This is a genomic window from Actinokineospora sp. UV203 (genome assembly GCF_056323665.1).
Window position 1 is genome coordinate 5,589,325 of the sequence record NZ_CM150484.1, and the last position, 20,962, is coordinate 5,610,286.

Genomic DNA, 20,962 nt, shown 5'->3' on the forward strand with positions numbered 1-20,962 from the left:
GCGGGGCACGGCGGCCTGGACCGGGCACGGAGTGGCCCAGCCCGTCGGGTGGAATGGGCCGAACGCGGGAGGTTTGCGGGCTATCCCGTGCCGGAAAGGTGACGGCCCGACCCCCACGGCTTGTTTGGGTGGTTCGCCTTGATTCGGGGGAAATGGGCCTAAACTTTCGGCGCGGGTGGGCTGTACTTGTGCCCACTTTTTGAGCCCGCGCCAGGCCCATTTCGAGGGGGTCCCCGAATTAAGGCGAACCACCCGAACAGACACCCCGCCGCACCACGGGCCAACCCCGCCAAGCCGTAACCGAGACCGAGACGGCGTGGCAACGACCCGAATCAGTCCGGCAGCACCACTGCCACGATCCCAGCCAGGTGCGCCAGCCGCGCCACCTCAGCCGCCCGGAACATCGGACCACCCGGTCGCCCGACCAACAGCACCCGGTCCGGCTTCCCCAACGGCGTGGCCGCCAGTTCGGTCCCGAGTTCCTGCCAGGTTTCCGGCACCCACGACTCCTCCCCATCGAGGACCGTCGCCCGGGCTAACGGCATCCACGGCAGGTCCAGCCGGTGCACCGTCGGCGCCGCGCTGCTCGACGCGATGGGGTGGGCGCCGTCCGCGTCGAACGTGATGACCAAGGCCCAGCCCGCTCGGATGATCTTCGGGACGCCCTCGGTGAAGATCGCCAGGCCGTCGTTGGGTTCGGCCGCGACGTCCTCGACCAGCTCCAGCTCGCGGTGGGTGTCGAGCACCCCCGCGTAGGGGCGTACGGCGTCGACTTCGACGCCTGCCACGGACTCCGCCGCGGTGATCAGGACGTCGGGGAGCCTGCCGCCGGGCAGTTCGACGACGAGGTCATCGATGGCGACACCGCCCACGCGTTCCACCACGTCCACACTGAGGATGTCTGCCCCGATGGCCCCCAGCGCGGTCGCGACCGCGCCCAGGGTTCCGGGGCTGTCCGGGAGCTGGACCCGGATCAGGAAGGACAAGGCGAACGCCTCCCGATGTTCCTACTCGGTGCGCGAAACCAAACGTCCACGCCCTACGCCGACCGCCGATTGTCGCAGACCAGGTGACCCACACGGCGGCTGGTGTCCATCGGACCGCATCGCGGGATGGGCTTCGGTGTACACCCACGGCGCCTTGAGAACAACCCGTTCGGGGCTTCGGTCCTGCGCGAAATAGACTCACGGGGTCCCATCGCAGACACCCCCGGGGGTTCGTCGAGTGCCAAGCATCTCCCGTGACGAGGTAGCCCACCTCGCCAGACTGGCCAGGCTGGCCGTCACCGAAGAAGAACTGGACCTGTTCGCGGGCCAGCTCGACCAGATCGTGCAGGCCGTGGCGAAGGTCGGTGACGTCGCTGACCAGGACATTCCGCCCACTTCTCACGCGGTGCCGTTGACCAACGTCTTCCGTGCGGACCTCGTACGACCCGGGCTCACCCAGCAGCAGGCACTCGCCGCGGCACCCGCCGCCGAGGGCGGGCGCTTCCGCGTTCCGCGCATCCTCGGGGAGGAAACATGACCGACCTGATCCGCCTGACCGCCGCCGAACTGGCCGCGAAGATCCAGGCCAAGGATGTCTCCGCCGTCGAGGTCGCCCAGGCCCACCTCGACCGCATCGGCGCGGTGGACTCCACCGTGCACGCGTTCCTGCACGTCGACACCGAGCGCGCGCTGCAGGCCGCCAAGGCCGTCGACGAGGACGTGGCCGCGGGCCGTCCGGCGGCGTCGCCGCTGGCCGGTGTGCCGCTCGCGCTCAAGGACGTCCTGACGATGCGGGGCGCCCCGACGACGTGCGGGTCGAAGATGCTCGAAGGGTGGGACCCGCCCTACGACGCGACGGTCACCCTGAAGCTGCTCCAGGCGGGCATCGTCATCCTCGGCAAGACCAACATGGACGAGTTCGCGATGGGTTCCTCCACCGAGAACTCCGCCTACGGCACCACCCACAACCCGTGGGACCTCGACCGCATCCCCGGCGGCTCCGGCGGCGGCTCGGCCGCGGCGCTGGCCGCTTTCGAGGCTCCGCTGGCGATCGGCACCGACACCGGCGGCTCGATCCGCCAGCCCGGCTCGGTCACCGGCACGGTCGGCGTCAAGCCGACCTACGGCACGGTCTCGCGCTACGGCCTGGTCGCGTTCTCCTCCTCGCTCGACCAGGCGGGCCCGTGCGCCCGCACGGTCCTCGACGCGGCCCTGCTGCACGAGGTCATCGGCGGCCACGACCCGCTCGACTCCACCTCGATCGACGCGCCGCTGCCGCCCGTCGTCGCCGCGGCCCGTGAGGGCGCCAACGGCGACCTCAGGGGGATCCGGGTCGGCGTTGTCACCCAGTTCGCGGGTGACGGCTACCAGCCGGGCGTGCTCGCCTCCTTCGAGGCCGCGGTCGCCCAGCTCAAGGAGTTGGGCGCGGAGATCGTCGAGGTGTCCTGCCCGAGCTTCGACCTGGCGCTGCCCGCGTACTACCTGATCGCGCCAAGCGAGTGCTCGTCCAACCTCGCCCGGTTCGACGCCATGCGCTACGGCCTGCGGGTGGGCGACGACGCCACGCGCAGCGCCGAGGAGGTCATGTCGCTGACCCGCGAGGCCGGTTTCGGTCCCGAGGTCAAGCGGCGCATCATGCTCGGCACCTACGCGCTGTCCTCGGGCTACTACGACGCCTACTACGGCTCGGCGCAGAAGGTGCGCACGCTCATCTCGCGCGACTTCGACGCCGCGTTCGGCACCGTGGACGTCCTCATCTCGCCGACCACGCCGACCACGGCGTTCCGCATCGGCGAGCGGGCGAACGACCCGATGGCCATGTACAAGGCCGACCTGTGCACCATCCCGTCGAACCTGGCGGGCAACGCGGCCCTGAGTGTCCCGAGTGGACTGTCGGACGACGACGGTTTGCCGGTGGGCCTGCAGATCATGTCCCCCGCGCTGCAGGACCACCGCGGCTACCGCGTGGCCGCCGCGTACGAGGCCGCCCGCAACGCCGCGCAGGGCGGTCCGCTGATCAACCGCGTTCCCGAGTTGGAGGTGGCTCACTGATGGCCGGCGTGAAGAATCTCAAGGGCGCCTTCGGTGTCGTCGGCTCGGTGACCGCGGCGACCACCGCGGTGACCAGCCTGCGCAAGGCGCGTGAGGACAACGACAAGCTGCTGCTGGCCAACGCGATCGGCGGCATCTTCGTCGCGCTGACCAGCGCGCTGATCGCGGTTCGGGCGTTCCGGAAGGGCGGCGGCAAATGACGTCCACTGTGGAGCTGATGGACTACGACGAGGTCATCGAGCGCTTCAACCCGGTGCTGGGCCTGGAAGTCCACGTCGAGCTCAACACCAACACCAAGATGTTCTGCGGCTGCCCGGTCACCTTCGGCGGCGAGCCGAACACCCAGGTGTGCCCGGTCTGCCTCGGCCTGCCCGGCGCGCTGCCGGTGCTCAACGCCGTCGGCGTCGAGTCGGCCATCCGCATCGGCCTCGCGCTCAACTGCGAGATCGCCGAGTGGTGCCGCTTCGCCCGGAAGAACTACTTCTACCCGGACATGCCGAAGAACTTCCAGACCTCGCAGTACGACGAGCCGATCGCCTTCAACGGCTACCTCGACGTCACCCTCGACGACGGCGAGATCTTCCGCGTGGAGATCGAGCGCGCGCACATGGAGGAGGACACCGGCAAGTCGCTGCACGTCGGCGGCGCCACCGGTCGCATCCACGGCGCCGAGCACTCGCTGCTCGACTACAACCGCGCGGGCGTGCCGCTCATCGAGATCGTCACCAAGACGATCGAGGGCACCGGCGAGCGGGCTCCCGAGGTGGCCCGCGCCTACGTCAGCACCCTGCGCGACCTGCTCAAGGCGCTCGACGTGTCCGACGTGCGGATGGACCAGGGTTCCCTGCGCTGTGACGCGAACATCTCGCTGATGGCCAAGGACGCCACCGAGTTCGGCACCCGTACTGAGACCAAGAACGTCAACTCGCTGCGCAGCGTCGAGCGGGCCGTGCGGTTCGAGATGACCCGGCAGGCGGCGATCCTGGTCGAAGGCGGCTCGATCCTGCAGGAGACCCGGCACTTCGAGGAGGCGTCGGGCACCACGCGCGCCGGGCGGCGCAAGGAGACCTCGGAGGACTACCGGTACTTCCCGGAGCCCGACCTGGTCCCGATCGCCCCGTCCCGCGAGTGGGTCGAGGAACTGCGGCTGACCCTGCCGGAGCTGCCCGCGCAGCGCCGCAAGCGGGTCCAAGCCGAGTGGAACCTCACCGACCTGGAGCTGCGCGACCTGATCAACGCCGGTGCGATCGACCTGATCGCCACCACGGTCGCGGCGGGCGCCTCACCCGCTGAGGCCCGCTCGTGGTGGGTGTCGTACCTGAGCCAGCAGGCCAACAACCGGGGTGTCGAGCTCGGTGACCTGCCGATCACGCCCGCCCAGGTGGCGAAGGTGATCGCGCTGGTCGCCGACGGCAGCCTGACGAACAAGTTGGCCCGCGAGGTCGTCGACGGCGTCCTCGCAGGCGAAGGCGAACCGGAGGACGTCGTCGAGAAGCGCGGCCTCAAGGTCGTCTCGGACGACTCGGCGCTCTACGCCGCCATCGACGAGGCGCTGGCCGCCCAGCCGGACGTCGCCGACAAGATCCGTGACGGCAAGGTCGCCGCCGCGGGGGCGATCGTCGGCGCGGTCATGAAGACTACTAAGGGCCAGGCCGACGCCAAGCGCGTCCGCGAACTCATCCTCGAACGCTGTAGCTGACCCTCGCGAGTCGCCCCTTCCGGCAAGTGAGTCGCCCGTTCGGAACACCCGAACGTCGAACTCATCTGCCGGAGGGGGCGACTCGTTTGCTGGAGGGGGCGACTCGCGGGTTAGTCGACGCCGCTGCCGCCGCCGCCTTGTTCGACGACGATCACTACGGCGCGGTCGTCGCTGGAGGTGGGCTTGCCGCCCTCCTTGTTGACCGTGCCGCCGATGGCGAGCTGCTCGGACATCAGGTCGAGTCCGTCGACGCGGCCGAAGCCGTCCGGCTCGGCCATCACGACCTGCGGCTTGCCCGTGAACGTCCCATCGGGGGCCTGGGCCAGGTTCTGCAGGTGCGCGGCCTTCGACATGGCCACCCACATGCTCCGGGCGGGCGAGGCGCAGCCCGAGATCCCTGGTTTGTCCGGCCAGGACCAGGCCGGAGCCCCCAAGGGCTTGCCGTAGTCCAGCCGGTAGAGCACGTCAGCCGCCGCGGTCCGGTCGGTGACCCAGACCCGTGACCCATCCAGCGAACTGCACAGACCACCGGGCGACTCAAGGCCACTGGCCACCACAGCCGACGGTGCGGGGTTGTCCTCAGCGGGCTTCCCACCGGAGTTGATCCGCAGCACCTTCCCGGCGAGGGACGCGGGGGCCGCGGCCGCGGCGGGGTTGCCCGCGTTGCCCGTGGCGATCAGAAGAGCCCCACGATGGTCGTTCGCCAGCGCCCCGCGGTTGCCCGAAGCGCCCCGTGGGATGCCGGTCAGCACCGGCTTGGGCGTGTCGTTCGGCGCGATGCGAACCAGACGGTTGTCCGTGGGCGTGGTGATGTAGGCGAAGAGGAGCTGGTCCTCGACGTAGGTCGGTGACAGCGCGAGCCCGGTGAGTCCGCCGTCGGTGCTGCCGTCGACCGGGACCGTGGCCACCACGACCGGCTCCGAGCCCATCCGGACCAGCAGGATGCGGCCGGTCTTGCGTTCCCCGACCAGCGCCGACGGCGTGGACCCGTCACCCGGCAGCGCGGCCACCGCGACGACCGTGTCGAGGCAGGTGGCGAGCACCGCGGGGTGGAAGTCCTTGCAGCCGTCCGGCGGGGGCACGGGTCCGGGCGGGTTGACCCGCGGGTCGCCCGCCGGTCCGCCGCCGCCGCTGTCGCCGCCCCCGGTGTCCGGCTCGGGCGCGGCCTGCGGGGTGAGCTGCGGATTGGGCTGCCAGCTCTGCGGCGGCGGCTGCTCCTCGAACGTCGCGCAGGAGGCGAGCAGGGCACTGGCCACGCAGGCGGCGGCGAGCGCGCGGACCCGGCGGTGTGTACCCGACATGGTGCCCAGGTTAGGAGGACGTCCGTGAATCCGCGGTGAGCGCCCGCTCCGCGGCGGCCACCCGCTCGACGAGCACGCCCAGCTCGGCGACGATCACCCGCGGCGCCTCCAGCGGCAGGAAGTGGCTGGTCGGCAGCACCCGGACGCGGGCGTCGGGCAGCGCCGACGCGGCCACTGTGGCCCGCCGGGGTTGGCCAGGATGTGGTAGCGGGCGGCGAGCACGGTGACCGGCCAGGTCGCGGTCGGGCACATCGGCCAGGGCAAGCGCGAGCGTGACGAACCAGCGCCAGTCGTGACGCTGGAACCGCCGCGGCGCCGCACCACGTCCGCGGTCGCGGCACCGGGCAGCATCAACCCGCTATCGCGCACGGCCGACGCGTGACCCGGTTGACCGGAACGCGGTGCAGTACGGCGTCGACCAGCGCTAACCGCAGCCCGCAGGCGGCAGCCAACGCCACGGGCCGACGCACCGGCACCGGGATGCCCAGGACGCCGAGCATCCCGCCGAACAAATCGCCGGGCACGCCCGGGGTCAGCATCAACCCGGCCACCCGCTCGGATACCGGGCGGCCAACTCGGTGGCGACCATCACGCCCATCGACCAGTCCGCGACCACCCCCCTCCGCAGGTTCCGCGAGGTCGCGGTGAGGTTCGGGGGTCCCGCCCGAACACGCCATCGAAGGTGGCAGTGTTCGGGCGGGACCCCCGAACCTCACCATCAAAGCGACCGAGCCGCGCCGCCGGAGGCGGCGCCATGTCACAGTGTCTGTGTGACGGTGACAGTTCTCGTGCCCGACGAGCACGGTATCGGAGCACTTTCCGGGATCGATGGCTTACGGGTCCATCGGCATTCGCCGGAACTCCCGCCGGAGGCCGCGGACGCCGAGGTGCTCATCCCGGACTTCATCGCGGGCGCGGCGCTGAACCTTGTGGACCGTTTGCCGAAGCTGCGTCTCGTGCAGCTGCTGACCACCGGCGCCGACGCCTGGTCCGGGAGGCTGCCGGAGCACGTCATGTTGTCGACCTGCCGCGGCGCCCACGGCGGCAGCAGTGCCGAGTGGGCGGTCGGGGCGCTGCTCACGTTCTACCGGGAGTTCACCGAGTTCGACGCCGCCCGCAGGCTCGCCAACTGGACTCCGCACACGACGGACACGTTGCAGGACAAGCGAATCCTGGTCATCGGCGCGGGCGACCTCGGTCAGCAGCTGCGCCGCCGGTTCGACGCCTTCGACGCGCATACCACGCTGGTCGCCAGTCAGGCCCGCGACGGTGTGCGCGGCGTCGACGAACTGCCAGCGCTGCTTCCCGAACACGACGCGGTGGTCCTGGTCGTGCCGCTGACCGAGGCGACCACCCGCATGGTCGACAAGAAGTTCCTGTCCCTGCTGCCCGACGGCGCCATCGTCGTCAACGCCGCGCGCGGGCCGGTTGTGGACACTGACGCGCTGCTGGCGGAGTTGACCTCCGGCAGGCTGCGCGCCGCGCTCGATGTGACCGATCCGGAGCCGCTGCCCGCCGACCATCCTTTGTGGACCGCGCCGAACATCGTCATCACACCGCATGTCGCGGGCAACAGCGCAGGTCACCGGGCTCGCGCGTACCGGGTGGCCGCCGCCGAGATCGCCCGGTTCGCCGCGGGCGAGACACCGCTGAACCTGCTGCGCGGCGCCTACTGAACGATCTTCCGGAGGGCGAACCCTTGACGGAGGCTCTAGTCTGCGCCCGTGAGTATCGATGATGACCGCACCCCGGTAGCGAGCGGCAGCACGGACAGCGGATATTTCACGCCTTCCGAACAGAGGTACACCGCATACGACTCTGACGACACCACCGACCTCGACGACGATGTCGTCGCGACTCGGGAACCACACCAGTGGCACTTCGGCGCCGACCTGGGTCTGCTCGTCCTGCGGGTCGCGCTCGGCGCGATGCTCGTCGGGCACGGGCTGCAGAAGGTCTTCGGGATCATGCAGGGCCCGGGGATCGACGGCTTCGCGAAGATCCTCGGCACCCTGGGTTACCAGCAGACGACGCTGCTGGCCTGGGTCACCGGCGTCACCGAGCTGACCGCGGGCTCCCTGCTCGTCCTCGGCCTGTTCACCCCCGCGGCCGCCGCCGCCGCGCTCGGCGTGATGGCGAACGCCATCTGGGTCAGGCTTGACGTCAACGAGTTCCTCGGCGCGGTCGAACTCGAAGCCTTCTACGCGGCGGGCGCGTTCGCCCTGCTGTTCACGGGCGCGGGCAAGATCTCGCTCGACCGCAACACCCCGTGGTTCCGCCGCGCACCCGCGTTCGGGTTCGTGTTCCTGGTGTTGGCCATCGGACTTTCCGTGGCCACACTCATCGTTCTGCGCTGACCGACGATCGTTGTACGACAGTGGCACCGGAGTCCATGACTCCGGTGCCACTGTCGTTACGGAGGATTCCTACGGAGCGAGGACTGGCACGTCGTATTGCTTGATGTGCGCATCAGAGGTGATCAAGGTCAACTCCTCCACCAGGGCCTGCGCTATCAGGACGCGATCGAAAGGGTCGCGGTGGATCATGGGGAGTCGAACTGCCTTGATCGTGTGGTCCGCGGTGATCGGCAGGTTGCGAAAGCCGGCGTCCATGACGACCTCCGGCAGTCGCTCCGGGCTGGCGAGCTTGCCTGACTCCTGCTTGATGCCTAGTTCCCATACAGTCGCGGTACTTACGTAGACTTCCGCTTCCTCGGCGATCAGTTCTCTGACGTCATCGGACAAACCGGGGTCGCGCGTCAGCCACCACAGAACGACGTGCGAGTCGAGAAGAAGCCTCATGTCGTCCCGTAGAAGTCGTCGGCGATAGCTTCGTTCACCTCAGGGGAATCCCAGTCGCCCGCGACGGCGATCTTGCCTGTGAGGATCCCGTAGCTGGAACGTCGGGTCTTCCGCGGGAGCGGGACCACCTTCGCCACGGGTGTGCCCGCCCGACTGATGATGATCTCCTCGCCGTGTTCGACACGGTCGATGATCCGAGACAGATTCGTCTTGGCTTCATGGATGTTGAACTGATCAAGGTGCTCGGCGCCCATGGGCAAGACCTCCTAGCTAAGAGGTTAGTCCACCAGTATGCCGTGGTCAAACGCGTTTACTTGTCCGGGTCGCGCACCGCGCCGGTGGAGGCGTCGGTGGCCATGCGGGCGTAGGCGCGCAGGGCCGCGGTGACCGGGCGGACCCGGTCGACCGGCTGCCACGGGCGCTCGCTCGCGTCCATCTTCGCCCGGCGCTCCGCCAGAACCTCGGGCTCCACCAGCAGTTCCAGGGTCCGCGCGTGCACGTCGATGCGGATCTGGTCGCCGTCCTGGACCAGGCCGATGGTGCCGCCGCCCGCCGCCTCCGGGGAGACGTGGCCGATGGACAGTCCACTTGAGCCGCCGGAGAAGCGGCCGTCGGTGACCAGGGCGCACTTCTTGCCCAGGCCCGCGCCCTTGAGGAACGCCGTGGGGTGCAGCATCTCCTGCATCCCCGGGCCGCCCGCCGGGCCCTCGTAGCGCACGACCAGCACGTCGCCGGGCTGGATCTGCTTGCCGAGGATCACCGAGACGGCCTGCTCCTGGCTCTCCACGACCCGCGCCGGGCCCTGGAAGGTGAACAGTTCCTCGTCGATGCCCGCCGCCTTGATGACCGCGCCGCGCTCGGCGAGGTTGCCGTGCAGCACCGCGAGACCGCCGTCGACGGTGTAGGCGTGTTCGACGTCGCGGATGCAGCCGCCCGCCGCGTCGGTGTCCAAAGAGGACCAGCGGTTCGACGTGGAGAACGCCTTGGTGGTGCGGACGCCGCCAGGGGCCGCGTGGAACAGCTCCACGGCCGCCTCGGACGGGTTCTCCGCGCGGATGTCCCATTCGGACAGCCACTGCTCCAGCGACGGGCTGTGCACCGACGCGACATCGGTGTTGAGCAGCCCGCCCCGGTACAGCTCGCCCAGGAGGGCGGGGATCCCGCCCGCCCGGTGCACGTCTTCCATGTGGTAGTCGGAGTTCGGTGAAACCTTCGACAGGCACGGGACGCGGCGGGAGATGTTGTCGATGTCGGCGAGGGTGAAGTCGATCTCGCCTTCCTGGGCGGCGGCGAGCACGTGCAGCACCGTGTTGGTGGACCCGCCCATCGCCATGTCCAGGGCCATCGCGTTCTCGAACGCCTTGCGGTTGGCGATCGAACGCGGGAGAGCCGACTCGTCGTCCTCGCCGTACCAGCGCTTGCACAGCTCGACGACCGCCGTCCCGGCCCGGGTGAACAGGTCCCGGCGGGCGGAGTGGGTGGCCAGTGTGGAGCCGTTGCCCGGCAGCGCGAGCCCTAGGGCCTCGGTGAGGCAGTTCATCGAGTTGGCGGTGAACATGCCCGAGCAGGAGCCGCAGGTCGGACACGCCGAGCGCTCGACCTCGCTCAGGCCCTCGTCGTCGACCTCCTGGCTCGCCGACGCGGAGATCGCGGTGATCAGGTCGGTGGGCGCCTGGGCGACACCGCCGACGACGACCGCCTTGCCCGCCTCCATCGGTCCACCTGAGACGAACACCACGGGGATGTTGACCCGCATCGCGGCGTTGAGCATGCCGGGGGTGATCTTGTCGCAGTTGGAGATGCACACCAGCGCGTCGGCCTGGTGGGCGTTGACCATGTACTCCACCGCGTCGGCGATGATCTCGCGAGAAGGCAGGGAGTAGAGCATCCCGCTGTGTCCCATGGCGATGCCGTCGTCGACCGCGATGGTGTGGAACTCGCGAGGCACGCCACCCGCCTCGCGGATCGCGTCGGCGACGATGTCGCCGAGGTCGCGCAGGTGCACGTGGCCGGGCACGAACTGCGTGTAGGAGTTGGCGATGGCGACGATGGGCTTGCCGAAGTCGCTGTCGGTCATGCCGGTGGCACGCCAGAGCGCGCGGGCTCCGGCGGCGTTGCGGCCGTGGGTCGTCGTGCGCGAGCGCAATGCAGGCACGTGACTCCTTCCGCCTCCCCGGAATTTAAACCCGGGTCAACTAATGCGTTTGTCTTACGTGAGCTGGTAACCGTGGTGACGGTACGTCTCGGTCCCCTAGGCCTGCGGTTGGCTGGGTGGGCGCCGGGGCGAAAGCGGTGACCCCAGGTTACTCCGCCTCGACGGCCGGTTCTGCCGGCTGCTCGGCAGGCTTGTCCTCGGCTTCGGTGACCGGGGTCTCGGTCGGGTCGTCCAGCCTGCCGCCGCTGACCAGAGCGAGCGCGGGCAGATGCCGGACACGCACACACGGCAGGGTGACCTCGGTGTCGTCAGCGAGCACCGCGCGCACCCCGGAGCGCTTGGTCAGCCGCAGCCCCTTGAGGGAGTCCCACGGCAGGGTCCGGCTCCCGACCACCCGGCGCGCGACGATGCCGTCGGCGTTGGCCGTGGTGCGGACCCGGATGACCCACACCACAATGGCGAGCGGGATGACATAGAGCACCGGAAGCCAGGGCGCGGCGAACGCGATCGGCGTCGCGCACACGGCCAGGAGCAGGGCCGCGAGGATGGCGACACCGGGGATCCGGAACACGAGACGGGAAGGAATCTGCTGGTCGGACACAGACAAATGGTGCACCCCCGGCCTCGCGGGCATCCGCCCGACCCCCTGCCCACCGTCCAGTATCCGGGATCACGATCCCGCAGAGTTGACGCCCTAGGCCGAACGCATTAGCGTCTGAGCCGTGCCCTCACCATCCATTCTCGTACTTCCGCCGCGCGTTCGACGCTGACGGAAGCCAGCACGCATCGAACGCGCGGACCCTCGTACGACCATGCCGGTCGACGGGGGCTTTTTTGTGCCCTCACCCGCTTCCCGTGACCAGATAACACTTCTACCCACGAGGCAGAAACGATGACCAGCGCCACATCGCGGCCCACGCCGGCCCCCGCGACACCGGGGCCGGGCAACTCCGCCCGCCCCAAGCCCGCGCCGCCGACCGGGACACCCGTTCGGGTGACCGGCGCGCAGTCACTCGTCCGCTCGCTCGAGGCGGTAGGCGTCGAAATCGTCTTCGGCATTCCCGGCGGCACGATCCTGCCCGCGTACGACCCGCTGCTCGACTCCACCAAGGTCCGCCACATCCTTGTCCGCCACGAGCAGGGCGCAGGCCACGCCGCCACCGGCTACGCGCAGGCCACCGGCAAGGTCGGCGTCTGCATGGCCACCTCCGGCCCCGGCGCGACGAACCTGGTCACCCCGCTCGCGGACGCCAACATGGACTCCGTGCCGCTCGTGGCCATCACCGGCCAGCAGACGCGCGCGCTCATCGGCACCGACGCGTTCCAGGAAGCCGACATCTGCGGCATCACGCTGCCCATCACCAAGCACAACTTCCTGGTCACCGACCCGGCCGACATCCCGCGGATCATCGCCGAGGCGTTCCACCTGGCCAAGACCGGCAGGCCCGGACCGGTCCTCGTCGACATCCCGAAGGACGTCCTGCAGGAGCAGACCTCCTTCATCTGGCCGCCGGAGCTGCGGCTGCCCGGGTACCGCCCGACCACCCGCCCGCACGGCAAGCAGGTCCGCGAGGCCGCCAAGCTCATGTGCTCGGCGAAGCGCCCGGTCCTCTACGTCGGCGGCGGCGTCATCAAGGCCCAGGCGTCCCCCGAGTTGCTCGAGCTCGCCGAGCTGACCGGCATGCCCGTGGTCACCACCCTGATGGCGCGCGGCGCGTTCCCCGACTCGCACAAGCAGCACCTGGGCATGCCCGGCATGCACGGCACCGTCCCCGCGGTCGGCGCCATGCAGAGCTCCGACCTGCTCATCGCCCTCGGCGCCCGCTTCGACGACCGGGTCACCGGCCAGCTCGACTCCTTCGCGCCCGGCGCGGCCATCGTGCACGCCGACATCGACCCGGCCGAGATCTCCAAGAACCGCCGCGCCGACGTCCCGATCGTCGGTGACTGCAAGGAGATCCTGATCGAGCTGATCGCCGCGGTGAAGGCCGAGAAGGCCTTGGGGGCCGAAGACCTCGCCCCCTGGTGGAAGCAGCTCGACCAGTGGCGCGAGACCTACCCCCTTGGCTACGAGTGGCCCGAGGACGGCGCCCTCTCGCCGCAGTACGTCATCGAGCGCATCGGCGCCATCGCCGGCCCCGACGCCATCTACACCGCGGGCGTCGGCCAGCACCAGATGTGGGCCGCGCAGCACGTCCGCTACGAGAAGCCGGGCACCTGGCTCAACTCCGGCGGCCTGGGCACCATGGGCTACGCCGTCCCCGCCGCCATGGGCGCCAAGTTCGGCAAGCCGGACTCGGTGGTCTGGGCGATCGACGGCGACGGCTGCTTCCAGATGACCAACCAGGAACTCGCCACCTGCGCCATCGAGGGCGCGCCCATCAAGGTCGCCGTCATCAACAACGGCAACCTGGGCATGGTCCGGCAGTGGCAGAACCTCTTCTACTCCGGCCGCTACTCCCAGACCGACCTCGGCACGCACAAGTTCCGCATCCCCGACTTCACCCTCCTCGCCGAGGCGCTGGGCTGCGCGGGCCTGCGGTGCGAGACCAAGGAAGAGGTCGACGAGGTCATCAACCGGGCCATGGCCATCAACGACCGGCCCGTCGTGATCGACTTCGTCGTCGGCAAGGACGCCCAGGTGTGGCCCATGGTCGCCGCGGGCACGGGCAACAGCGAGATCATGGCCGCGCGCGGCATCCGGCCACTGTTCGACGAGGAATGATCATGACTACTCACACATTGAGCGTTCTCGTCGAGAACAAGCCCGGTGTCCTGGCCCGCGTCTCCGGCCTGTTCTCCCGGCGCGGCTTCAACATCGACTCGCTCGCGGTCGGCCCGACCGAACACCCGGACGTGTCGCGGATGACGATCGTGGTCGCCGTCGACGAGCTGCCCTTGGAACAGGTCACCAAGCAGCTCAACAAGCTGATCAACGTCATCAAGATCGTCGAGCTCGAGCCGTCGATCGCGGTGCAGCGGGAACTGCTGCTGGTCAAGGTCCGCGCCGACGCCACCGTGCGCAGCCAGGTCCTCGAAACGGTGAACCTGTTCCGCGCCAAGGTGGTCGACGTCTCGCCCGAGGCGCTCACCATCGAGGCCACCGGCACCGCCGACAAGCTCGAGGCGCTCCTGCGCATGCTCGAGCCCTACGGCGTGCGCGAAATGGTCCAGTCCGGCATGGTCGCCATCGGCCGCGGTCCGCGTTCCATCACGGCAACCGCCGTGCGGTGACCGATTCCCACGATTTTCGTTAGTCCCAGGAAGGAACAACAGCACCATGTCCGTCGAGATCTTCTACGACGCCGACGCCGACCTGAGCATCATCCAGGGTCGCAAGGTCGCGGTCATCGGTTACGGCAGCCAGGGCCACGCGCACGCGCTGAGCCTGCGTGATTCGGGTGTGGACGTGCGCATCGGGCTCCCCGAGGGCTCCAAGTCCCGCGCCAAGGCCGAGGAGCAGGGCCTGCGCGTGCTCACCCCGGCGGAGGCTTCCAAGGAAGCCGACCTGATCATGGTGCTCGCGCCCGACACCAAGCAGCGCTTCATCTACGCCGACGACATCGAGCCCAACCTCAAAGACGGCGACGCGCTGTTCTTCGGCCACGGCTTCAACATCCGCTACGACCTGATCAAGCCACCGGCGAACATCGACGTGGCCATGGTCGCGCCGAAGGGCCCCGGCCACCTCGTGCGCCGCCAGTTCGTCGACGGCAAGGGCGTCCCGGCGCTCATCGCCGTGCACCAGGACTTCACCGGCGGCGCCCAGGCGCTCGCCCTGTCCTACGCCGCGGCCATCGGCGGCGCGCGCGCCGGCGTCATCAAGACGACGTTCACCGAGGAGACCGAGACCGACCTGTTCGGCGAGCAGGCCGTGCTCTGCGGCGGCGCGTCCGCGCTGGTCCAGACCGGTTTCGAGGTGCTCACCGAGGCCGGGTACGCCCCGGAGATCGCCTACTTCGAGGTGCTGCACGAGCTCAAGCTCATCGTCGACCTGATGTACGAGGGCGGCATCGCCCGCCAGCGCTACTCGGTGTCCGACACCGCCGAGTACGGCGACCTCACGCGCGGCCCGCGCGTCATCACGCCCGCGGTCAAGGAAGAGATGAAGAAGATCCTGGGCGAGATCCAGGACGGCACCTTCGCCCGCGAGTGGGTGGCCGAGGACGAGGCGGGCCGCGAGAACTACCGCAAGCTGCAGGAGCAGGGCGAGCAGCACCCGATCGAGGAGACCGGGCGCAAGCTGCGTGGCCTGATGTCCTGGGTCGACCGGCCGCTGACCGACACCGCCTGAGACTTACCCCCAACGGTGGCCCGTGGCGTCCTCGACGCCGCGGGCCACTGTGTTCTCCTCAGAAGTGTTCTCAGAAGTCCGGCTTGGTGCGCAGGGTGATGATCGCGGCGGGCGCGAGTTCCGGGGTGAAGGAGAAGCCGGGGAATCCGCCCCAGGCCACGGACTCGCGCAGGTAGTCGACGAGGGTGACGCCAGGCCTGCCGGCGACGCCGTGCAGGACGGCGTCGGCGGTCAGGGCAGGCAGCTCGATGCCGTGGGCGGCGCCCGCGACGTTGGCCTTGGTGCTCTCGTCGGGGGCGATGGCGAAGACGAAGGCCGACGGGTCGTCGCAGCGCCGCAGCTCGTAGCTCAGCGAGTAGGCGTTGCCCAGGCACAGCGGGTCCGGGTACTCCGGGCCCGGCGGGGTGCCGCGCGGGGCGGGCTGCTGGTGGTAGGTCAACTCCAGGGCCTGGCAGTCGCCCGCGAACCAGACCTCGCCGACGCGGCGCAGGCAGGCCTCCAGGGCCAGGGGCAGGCCGCCGATCTTGTCGATGAGGGTGTCGACCAGGTCGTCGTCGTCCTCGGTGGGCGACTGGTGGGCGGGGACGAGCCGGTCGGAGGACACCCAGCCGAGCTCGGGCAGCGCCGCGGCGATGCGGGCCACATGCTGGCCGACCCGGATCATCGTCTCGTCGGCCACCGCGGCGGCATCCTCGACGAGGTCTTCCGGGATATCGCCGAGCGCGCGAAGGTCGTTCCAGACCGACTCGTGCTCGCCGCTCAGGTAACGCGCGTAATACGAGCTCACGCGGGTCACGCTACTGAGCGCGACAGCACAGTGGCCGGACCGACACGTTCCGGCATCGCCGAGCCGCCCACTGCGGTATACCTGGGCCCGACAGTTTTCGGTTACGCCTTCGGGACTAAAGAGGAGACGCGATGGACAGCGCCCCCATCTACGACGACAAGGCCGAGGTGCGCGGCAACCTCGACCTGACGAAGGCCGACTGGCAGCGCGCCGCGGAGCCGGATGCCGACCCGAACGGCGAATACGTCGAGATCGCGTTCGTCCCGCACACCGACGGCAAGACCTACATCGCCATGCGCAACTCCAAGTTCACCGGCCCGGACGACACCGTCCTGGTCTTCACCGAATCGGAGTGGGACGCCTTCGTCGAGGGCGCCAAGGCAGGCGAGTTCGACGAGCCGTGGTGAGCCCGGGCGCGGCCCGGGACCGGGGGGATTTCACTGGATCGGGTGACCCAGGCTGGGTGGCCCCCGCCGCGGCGCCGGAGTGGGCACAGGACGAGGGCGGGTGGACACCGCCGTCGGGCGGTGGGCGCCACTCGGCGGAGGCTCGGCAGGCCGCTGAGGAGTACTTACCCTTAGGCAGCGGGGGGCATGGCAGGCCGGGCTTCGAGGAGCCGGCCGGGGGGTCTGGGGGTTCTGGGGATGTCTGGCCCGGTGGAGGCTTCGTGGAGCCCGCCGCGCCCAACTCTTTGACACACGACTTGGCAGGCCGGTTCGCGGAGCCCAGCGCCCCTCCCGGCCGCCGCTCACGCCGAGCCCACGCCGCCCCGGAGGACCTCCCGGCCCGGGTCGCTCCGCGCATCGGCGGCATCGAGGAGCCCCCCGCGGACATCCGCGACCCAGGCTGGCCCACCGGCGACGCCCACAGCGAGCCAGCGCCCGCGCCCGCGGCGTCGGCGTCGGCGTCGGGGGAGGAGCGTTGGCCGGCCGAACAACCTTTCGCCCACTCCAACGCGGACCCGCTCCCGCTGGACGCCCCACGGCCCCCGAACCCGCCACCTCCCACGGCATCCTCTGGGCCGCCGGTTCATCCGGATTCCGCGCCCGTCATGGATGGTTCTCCGCTGCCCGGCGCATTGGTGGGGGGTTCGTATCCGTCGTTCGGTGAGGATCGTTCGATGGTCGATGGGCTTGGGGATTATTCGCCGGTTTCGGCCGATCCCGTGGTGGATGGTTCTCCGCTGCCCGGCGTATCGGCGGAGGTTTCGTATCCGTCGTTCGATGAGGCCCGGTCGTTCGTGGATGGTCGGGCCTATCCACCCGTCCCAGCCGACCCTGTGATGGATGGTCCTGTACTTCCGTCCGGCCCAGTTGGGCCGATGGAGGTGACGCGTACGCCTTCGAGTGAGGACCGCTTGCCGATGCCCCCTTCCTCCCCGACCGGCGAGCCGCCGTCGCGATCGCCGGACGAGGCGCGCCCGGTGGCCGGGTCTCCGGCGGGCATGGGCGGACCTCATGCACCCGACGGCCAGCCGATGTCGTTCGGCGGGGGAGAGCCCGCTCGCTCGCGGACCGGCCCTCAACCAGCCATCCACGCACCGTTCCCGCCGAGGCCACTGGGTGGGCCGGACCCGATGGAGGACTCTTCGGCGGGCAGGTCATCCGCCCGGCAGAACCACCCGCCGACCGGGCCGCGGCATCGCCCGTACCCGACCAACCCAGGTGCGCCGGGGCCGATGTCGGGTCCGCCCGGCCTGCACCGCGACCCGGCTTTGGCGCACCCGCCGCAGGGCCACCCCGCCGGGCCGATGAGGCCTGGACACCCGGCTGACGGCCATGGCCGGCCCGGCCCGAGCAGCCCACCGCAAAACCGCCCCGGCGCCCCCATGGGCGACGGGCACCCCGACGCTCCACGACACCCGATTCGCCCAGGTCAGCCCTTGCCTGGCGACCCGGCATCGCGGTCGGGACAGCACGCACCCGATCAGGCCCGGCCCAACCGCCCGATGCCTGGCGCCGAGGGATCGCGGGGTTTGTCGGGTCAGCATCTGCCTGTTCGGCCTGGTCATCCGATGCCGGACGGCAACCGTCCGTCGGGCTTGCCTGGTCAGCACGTGCCTGGCCACCAGGTGCCGGTGGGTGATCGTCAATCGGACATGTCCGGACCGCATCCGGCTGATCCTCAGAGCCGTCCCGGACAACACCTGCCCGACAGGCGCCCGGCGATGGGACCTGGTCAGCACGGGCCCGACCCAGCCCGGCTCGGCCCTCCGACGCCCGGCGCCGAGCGTTCGCCAGGTCAGGCCAGTCAGCACTTGCCCGGCCCGCAGGATCGCCCCGGTCAGCCTTTGTCCGACGTCGAGCGGTCCATGCGGCCAGGCGAATCCGGCCGGACCGATCCGCCGCACCATTGCATGCCCGGGCACCCGTCGGTCCAGACTGGCCTGCCCGTCCCTGGGGCTCCACACCCTCCGGTTCGACCTGGCCAGCCCGGTCCCGACGCTCCCCGTCCGATGGGTTATGCCGGATCCGACGCTCCGCGCCCACCCATTCAGCCCGGCCGGTCTGGACCTGATGCTTCGCGCCCGATGGGTCAGTCCGGACCTGAAGCTCCCCGCCACATGGGCCAGCCTGGCCCCGACGCTCCGCGCCCGCCGATGGCCCAGCTTGGTCCTGACGCTTCCCGTCCGCCGATGCGCCGGCCCGGTCCCAACGCTCCCCGCCCGATGAGCCAGCCCGGCCCCGACGCCCCGCGTCCCCCGATGCGCCAACCCGGTCCAGACGCCTCCCGCCAGCCACCCGGCCCCAATCCGCAAAACCGCCCCCCAGCCCCGCCACCACCCAACCGCCCGCCCCAGCCACCTCCAGCCCGCGCTGCCAAGCTCCCGCCCATCGGCGCCTTCGGCGGCGGCTTCGGCCCCGCGGGCTCCGGTGGCTACTCGACCGGCAGCACCCCCGTCCCGGTTCGGTCGGGCGACGACCACCCCGAGCTCCCCACCGTCAAGGACCAGGAGAAACGCCGCCCCGCCTTCCTGGTCGAAGGCGATGACGACGAGATGTTCGGCAGCGGTGAGTTCACCGCTCCGCAGGTCATCGGGGAGTGACGCCGCGTAGTTGACCTTGTCGTCGGGGCGGCGTGGCTGAACGCTGCCATGTCATGAATCCCACCTCCTGGTGTAACGGTTCAGCCCACGTCATAGACTCGTCGACGTCTGGTTACAGCGCGGTAACCGTCTCCTGCCCAGCCTCCTGACCTTGGAGTCGCAGCGTGACCAATTCGACCCGACCCGTCGTCCTCATCGCCGAGAAGCTCGCGCCGTCCGTGCTGGATGTGTTCGGCGACGAGATCGAGGTCCGCCACGTCGACGGCACCGACCGCCCCGCCCTGCTCGCCGCCGTGGCCAGTGCCGACGCGCTGCTTGTCCGGTCGGCCACCCAGGTCGACGCCGAGGTGCTCAAGGCCAGTGACAAGCTCAAGGTCGTCGCCCGTGCGGGTGTCGGCCTCGACAACGTCGAGGTGCCCGCCGCGACCGACCGGGGTGTCCTGGTCGTCAACGCGCCCACCTCGAACATCGTCTCCGCCGCCGAGCACGCCGTGGCGCTCCTCCTGGCCGTGGCCCGCCAGGTGCCGGAGGCGCACGCCACGCTGCAGGGCGGCGAGTGGAAGCGGAGCAAGTTCTCCGGGGTCGAGCTCAACGGCAAGACCGTGGGCGTCGTCGGGCTGGGCAAGATCGGTCAGCTCTTCGCCCAGCGCCTCGCCGCGTTCGGCACCACGCTGATCGCCTACGACCCGTACGCCTCGCCCGCGCGCGCCGCGCAGCTGGGGATCGAGCTGGTCACCCTCGACGAGCTGCTCTCCAGGGCCGACGTGATCTCCGTGCACCTGCCCAAGACGCCGGAAACCAAGGGCCTGCTCAACGCCGACGCCCTCGCGAAGACCAAGAAGGGCGTCATCATCGTCAACGCCGCCCGCGGCGGCCTGATCGACGAGCAGGCGCTCGCCGACGCCGTGCGCAGCGGCCAGGTGGGCGGCGCCGGTGTCGACGTGTTCGTCACCGAGCCCACCACCGAGAGCCCGCTCTTCGGCGTCCCCGGCATCGTCGTGACCCCGCACCTGGGCGCCTCCACCAGCGAGGCCCAGGACCGCGCGGGCACCGACGTGGCCCGCTCGGTGCTGCTGGCCCTGCGCGGCGAGTTCGTGCCCGACGCGGTGAACGTGGCCGCCGGTGGCGTCGTCGGCGAAGAGGTCCGGCCGTACCTGCGGCTGACCCAGAAGCTCGGCACCGTGCTCTCCGCGCTGAGCCCGAAGGCCCCCACCTCCATCTCCGTGGTCGTCCGCGGTGAACTGTCCACAGAGGACGTCTCGATCCTGCCGCTGGCCGCTCTGCGCGGCGTGTTCTCCGGCATCGTCGAGGACCAGGTGACGTTCGTGAACGTGCCGCGCCTGGCCGAGGACCTCGGGGTGGCGATCGACCTCGCCAAGGAATCCGAGAGCGCCAACCACCGCAGCCTCGTCACGCTCCGCGCGGTCTACCCCGACGGTTCGTCGCTGACCGTGAGCGGCACGCTGTCCGGTCTGACCCAGGTCGAGAAGCTCGTCGAGGTCAACGGCAGGCACTTCGACCTGCGCGCCGAGGGCGACGTGGTGTTCTTGGAGTACCCGGACCGCCCCGGCGTGATGGGCACCGTCGGCACCCTGCTGGGCGAGTCGGGCATCAACATCGACGCCGCGCAGATCAGCCAGACCACCGACGGCACCGACGCGGTGATGGTGCTGCGCGTGGGCCGCTCGGTCGACCAGTCGGTGCTGGAGTCGATCGGCAAGTCCATCGGCGCCCGCACCGTTCGTTCGATCGACTTCGGCTGATCGACTTGGATTCCGTCCGCTCCTCGCGGCCGCACGAGCGGTCGCGGGGCGCGCGACACCTGATCGGGTCCATCTGCT

At 70.2% G+C, this 20,962-nt stretch carries 21 protein-coding genes; 12 read left to right on the forward strand and 9 right to left on the reverse strand.

Going from position 1 to position 20,962, the window contains the following annotated elements; genetic code table 11:
- Nucleotides 1-332: 332 nt before the first annotated feature.
- Nucleotides 333-986 (reverse strand): ACT domain-containing protein, encoded by a 654-nt coding sequence (locus ACUZ2Y_RS26850; protein WP_476324067.1) that lies wholly within the window; start codon nucleotides 984-986, stop codon nucleotides 333-335.
- Nucleotides 987-1,224: 238 nt separating this feature from the next.
- On the opposite strand from ACUZ2Y_RS26850, the gene gatC reads away from it, so the two are divergent.
- The 4 genes from gatC to gatB are packed head-to-tail and all read left to right on the forward strand — an operon-like array spanning nucleotide 1,225 to nucleotide 4,737.
- Entirely contained in the window at nucleotides 1,225-1,524 is a 300-nt protein-coding gene (gatC, locus tag ACUZ2Y_RS26855; protein ID WP_476324068.1) for an Asp-tRNA(Asn)/Glu-tRNA(Gln) amidotransferase subunit GatC, read from the forward strand.
- On the forward strand, nucleotides 1,521-3,038 hold the full coding sequence (gatA, locus tag ACUZ2Y_RS26860; RefSeq protein ID WP_476324070.1) for an Asp-tRNA(Asn)/Glu-tRNA(Gln) amidotransferase subunit GatA: 1,518 nt from the start codon (nucleotides 1,521-1,523) through the stop codon (nucleotides 3,036-3,038). Before gatC ends, gatA begins: the two co-directional genes overlap by 4 nt.
- Nucleotides 3,038-3,238 (forward strand): hypothetical protein, encoded by a 201-nt coding sequence (locus ACUZ2Y_RS26865; protein WP_476324072.1) that lies wholly within the window; start codon nucleotides 3,038-3,040, stop codon nucleotides 3,236-3,238. Before gatA ends, ACUZ2Y_RS26865 begins: the two co-directional genes overlap by 1 nt.
- Nucleotides 3,235-4,737 (forward strand): Asp-tRNA(Asn)/Glu-tRNA(Gln) amidotransferase subunit GatB, encoded by a 1,503-nt coding sequence (gatB, locus tag ACUZ2Y_RS26870; RefSeq protein WP_476324074.1) that lies wholly within the window; start codon nucleotides 3,235-3,237, stop codon nucleotides 4,735-4,737. The genes ACUZ2Y_RS26865 and gatB overlap by 4 nt, the downstream gene beginning before the upstream one ends.
- A 110-nt stretch (nucleotides 4,738-4,847) precedes the next feature.
- Here the strand turns inward: gatB and ACUZ2Y_RS26875 are convergent, their stop codons facing one another.
- The 3 genes from ACUZ2Y_RS26875 to ACUZ2Y_RS26885 form a co-directional block, all read right to left on the reverse strand.
- The gene (locus ACUZ2Y_RS26875; protein WP_476324075.1) at nucleotides 4,848-6,038 is read right to left on the reverse strand and encodes a PQQ-dependent sugar dehydrogenase; all 1,191 of its coding nucleotides are present in this window, start codon (nucleotides 6,036-6,038) and stop codon (nucleotides 4,848-4,850) included.
- A 10-nt stretch (nucleotides 6,039-6,048) separates the two neighbouring features.
- Nucleotides 6,049-6,288 (reverse strand): hypothetical protein, encoded by a 240-nt coding sequence (locus ACUZ2Y_RS26880; protein ID WP_476324077.1) that lies wholly within the window; start codon nucleotides 6,286-6,288, stop codon nucleotides 6,049-6,051.
- Nucleotides 6,289-6,388: 100 nt separating this feature from the next.
- A complete protein-coding gene (locus ACUZ2Y_RS26885; RefSeq protein WP_476324079.1) occupies nucleotides 6,389-6,577 on the reverse strand; it encodes a hypothetical protein in 189 nt (62 codons plus the stop codon).
- Between the two features lie 231 nt (nucleotides 6,578-6,808).
- Between ACUZ2Y_RS26885 and ACUZ2Y_RS26890 the strand changes: the two genes are divergently transcribed.
- Both ACUZ2Y_RS26890 and ACUZ2Y_RS26895 read left to right on the forward strand, forming a co-directional pair.
- The gene (locus tag ACUZ2Y_RS26890) at nucleotides 6,809-7,714 is read left to right on the forward strand and encodes a 2-hydroxyacid dehydrogenase (RefSeq protein WP_476324080.1); all 906 of its coding nucleotides are present in this window, start codon (nucleotides 6,809-6,811) and stop codon (nucleotides 7,712-7,714) included.
- 48 nt (nucleotides 7,715-7,762) lie between these two features.
- Nucleotides 7,763-8,395, forward strand: a complete 633-nt coding sequence (locus tag ACUZ2Y_RS26895; protein ID WP_476324082.1) for a DoxX family protein — start codon at nucleotides 7,763-7,765, stop codon at nucleotides 8,393-8,395.
- 69 nt (nucleotides 8,396-8,464) lie between these two features.
- On the opposite strand, the gene ACUZ2Y_RS26900 is transcribed toward ACUZ2Y_RS26895, so the two are convergent.
- From ACUZ2Y_RS26900 to ACUZ2Y_RS26915, 4 genes are all read right to left on the reverse strand, one after another.
- The gene (locus tag ACUZ2Y_RS26900; protein ID WP_476324084.1) at nucleotides 8,465-8,839 is read right to left on the reverse strand and encodes a type II toxin-antitoxin system VapC family toxin; all 375 of its coding nucleotides are present in this window, start codon (nucleotides 8,837-8,839) and stop codon (nucleotides 8,465-8,467) included.
- Nucleotides 8,836-9,093: a type II toxin-antitoxin system Phd/YefM family antitoxin gene (locus ACUZ2Y_RS26905; protein ID WP_476324086.1), complete on the reverse strand. Its 258-nt coding sequence runs from the start codon at nucleotides 9,091-9,093 to the stop codon at nucleotides 8,836-8,838. Before ACUZ2Y_RS26905 ends, ACUZ2Y_RS26900 begins: the two co-directional genes overlap by 4 nt.
- 56 nt (nucleotides 9,094-9,149) lie before the next feature.
- On the reverse strand, nucleotides 9,150-10,994 hold the full coding sequence (gene ilvD / locus ACUZ2Y_RS26910) for a dihydroxy-acid dehydratase (protein WP_476324088.1): 1,845 nt from the start codon (nucleotides 10,992-10,994) through the stop codon (nucleotides 9,150-9,152).
- Between the two features lie 148 nt (nucleotides 10,995-11,142).
- Nucleotides 11,143-11,595: a PH domain-containing protein gene (locus ACUZ2Y_RS26915; protein ID WP_476324090.1), complete on the reverse strand. Its 453-nt coding sequence runs from the start codon at nucleotides 11,593-11,595 to the stop codon at nucleotides 11,143-11,145.
- Between the two features lie 291 nt (nucleotides 11,596-11,886).
- On the opposite strand from ACUZ2Y_RS26915, the gene ACUZ2Y_RS26920 reads away from it, so the two are divergent.
- The 3 genes from ACUZ2Y_RS26920 to ilvC are packed head-to-tail and all read left to right on the forward strand — an operon-like array spanning nucleotide 11,887 to nucleotide 15,288.
- A complete protein-coding gene (locus ACUZ2Y_RS26920) occupies nucleotides 11,887-13,719 on the forward strand; it encodes an acetolactate synthase large subunit (protein WP_476324092.1) in 1,833 nt (610 codons plus the stop codon).
- A 2-nt stretch (nucleotides 13,720-13,721) separates the two neighbouring features.
- Nucleotides 13,722-14,228, forward strand: a complete 507-nt coding sequence (gene ilvN, locus ACUZ2Y_RS26925) for an acetolactate synthase small subunit (RefSeq protein WP_091371379.1) — start codon at nucleotides 13,722-13,724, stop codon at nucleotides 14,226-14,228.
- A 46-nt stretch (nucleotides 14,229-14,274) separates the two neighbouring features.
- Entirely contained in the window at nucleotides 14,275-15,288 is a 1,014-nt protein-coding gene (gene ilvC / locus ACUZ2Y_RS26930; protein ID WP_476324095.1) for a ketol-acid reductoisomerase, read from the forward strand.
- Nucleotides 15,289-15,358: 70 nt separating this feature from the next.
- Here the strand turns inward: ilvC and ACUZ2Y_RS26935 are convergent, their stop codons facing one another.
- Complete coding sequence (locus ACUZ2Y_RS26935; protein WP_476324097.1) at nucleotides 15,359-16,075, reverse strand: hypothetical protein; 717 nt, start codon at nucleotides 16,073-16,075, stop codon at nucleotides 15,359-15,361.
- Between the two features lie 131 nt (nucleotides 16,076-16,206).
- Between ACUZ2Y_RS26935 and ACUZ2Y_RS26940 the strand changes: the two genes are divergently transcribed.
- The 3 genes from ACUZ2Y_RS26940 to serA all read left to right on the forward strand — a co-directional run bounded on the left by ACUZ2Y_RS26940 (nucleotide 16,207) and on the right by serA (nucleotide 20,884).
- Complete coding sequence (locus ACUZ2Y_RS26940) at nucleotides 16,207-16,482, forward strand: DUF397 domain-containing protein (RefSeq protein WP_187221356.1); 276 nt, start codon at nucleotides 16,207-16,209, stop codon at nucleotides 16,480-16,482.
- 2,228 nt (nucleotides 16,483-18,710) lie between these two features.
- On the forward strand, nucleotides 18,711-19,121 hold the full coding sequence (locus ACUZ2Y_RS26945; protein WP_476324099.1) for a hypothetical protein: 411 nt from the start codon (nucleotides 18,711-18,713) through the stop codon (nucleotides 19,119-19,121).
- Between the two features lie 164 nt (nucleotides 19,122-19,285).
- Complete coding sequence (serA, locus tag ACUZ2Y_RS26950; RefSeq protein ID WP_476324101.1) at nucleotides 19,286-20,884, forward strand: phosphoglycerate dehydrogenase; 1,599 nt, start codon at nucleotides 19,286-19,288, stop codon at nucleotides 20,882-20,884.
- Nucleotides 20,885-20,962 lie beyond the last annotated feature (78 nt).

Coding starts and splice junctions, on each gene's coding strand:
- ACUZ2Y_RS26940 (WP_187221356.1), top strand. CDS start 16,207: ATGGACAGCGCCCCCATCTACGACGACAAGGCCGAGGTGCGCGGCAAC.
- ACUZ2Y_RS26865 (WP_476324072.1), top strand. CDS start 3,038: ATGGCCGGCGTGAAGAATCTCAAGGGCGCCTTCGGTGTCGTCGGCTCG.
- ACUZ2Y_RS26920 (WP_476324092.1), top strand. CDS start 11,887: ATGACCAGCGCCACATCGCGGCCCACGCCGGCCCCCGCGACACCGGGG.
- ACUZ2Y_RS26885 (WP_476324079.1), bottom strand. CDS start 6,577: ATGCTGACCCCGGGCGTGCCCGGCGATTTGTTCGGCGGGATGCTCGGC.
- ilvC (WP_476324095.1), top strand. CDS start 14,275: ATGTCCGTCGAGATCTTCTACGACGCCGACGCCGACCTGAGCATCATC.
- gatB (WP_476324074.1), top strand. CDS start 3,235: ATGACGTCCACTGTGGAGCTGATGGACTACGACGAGGTCATCGAGCGC.
- ACUZ2Y_RS26905 (WP_476324086.1), bottom strand. CDS start 9,093: ATGGGCGCCGAGCACCTTGATCAGTTCAACATCCATGAAGCCAAGACG.
- ACUZ2Y_RS26900 (WP_476324084.1), bottom strand. CDS start 8,839: ATGAGGCTTCTTCTCGACTCGCACGTCGTTCTGTGGTGGCTGACGCGC.
- gatA (WP_476324070.1), top strand. CDS start 1,521: ATGACCGACCTGATCCGCCTGACCGCCGCCGAACTGGCCGCGAAGATC.
- ACUZ2Y_RS26875 (WP_476324075.1), bottom strand. CDS start 6,038: ATGTCGGGTACACACCGCCGGGTCCGCGCGCTCGCCGCCGCCTGCGTG.
- ACUZ2Y_RS26945 (WP_476324099.1), top strand. CDS start 18,711: ATGCGCCGGCCCGGTCCCAACGCTCCCCGCCCGATGAGCCAGCCCGGC.
- ilvN (WP_091371379.1), top strand. CDS start 13,722: ATGACTACTCACACATTGAGCGTTCTCGTCGAGAACAAGCCCGGTGTC.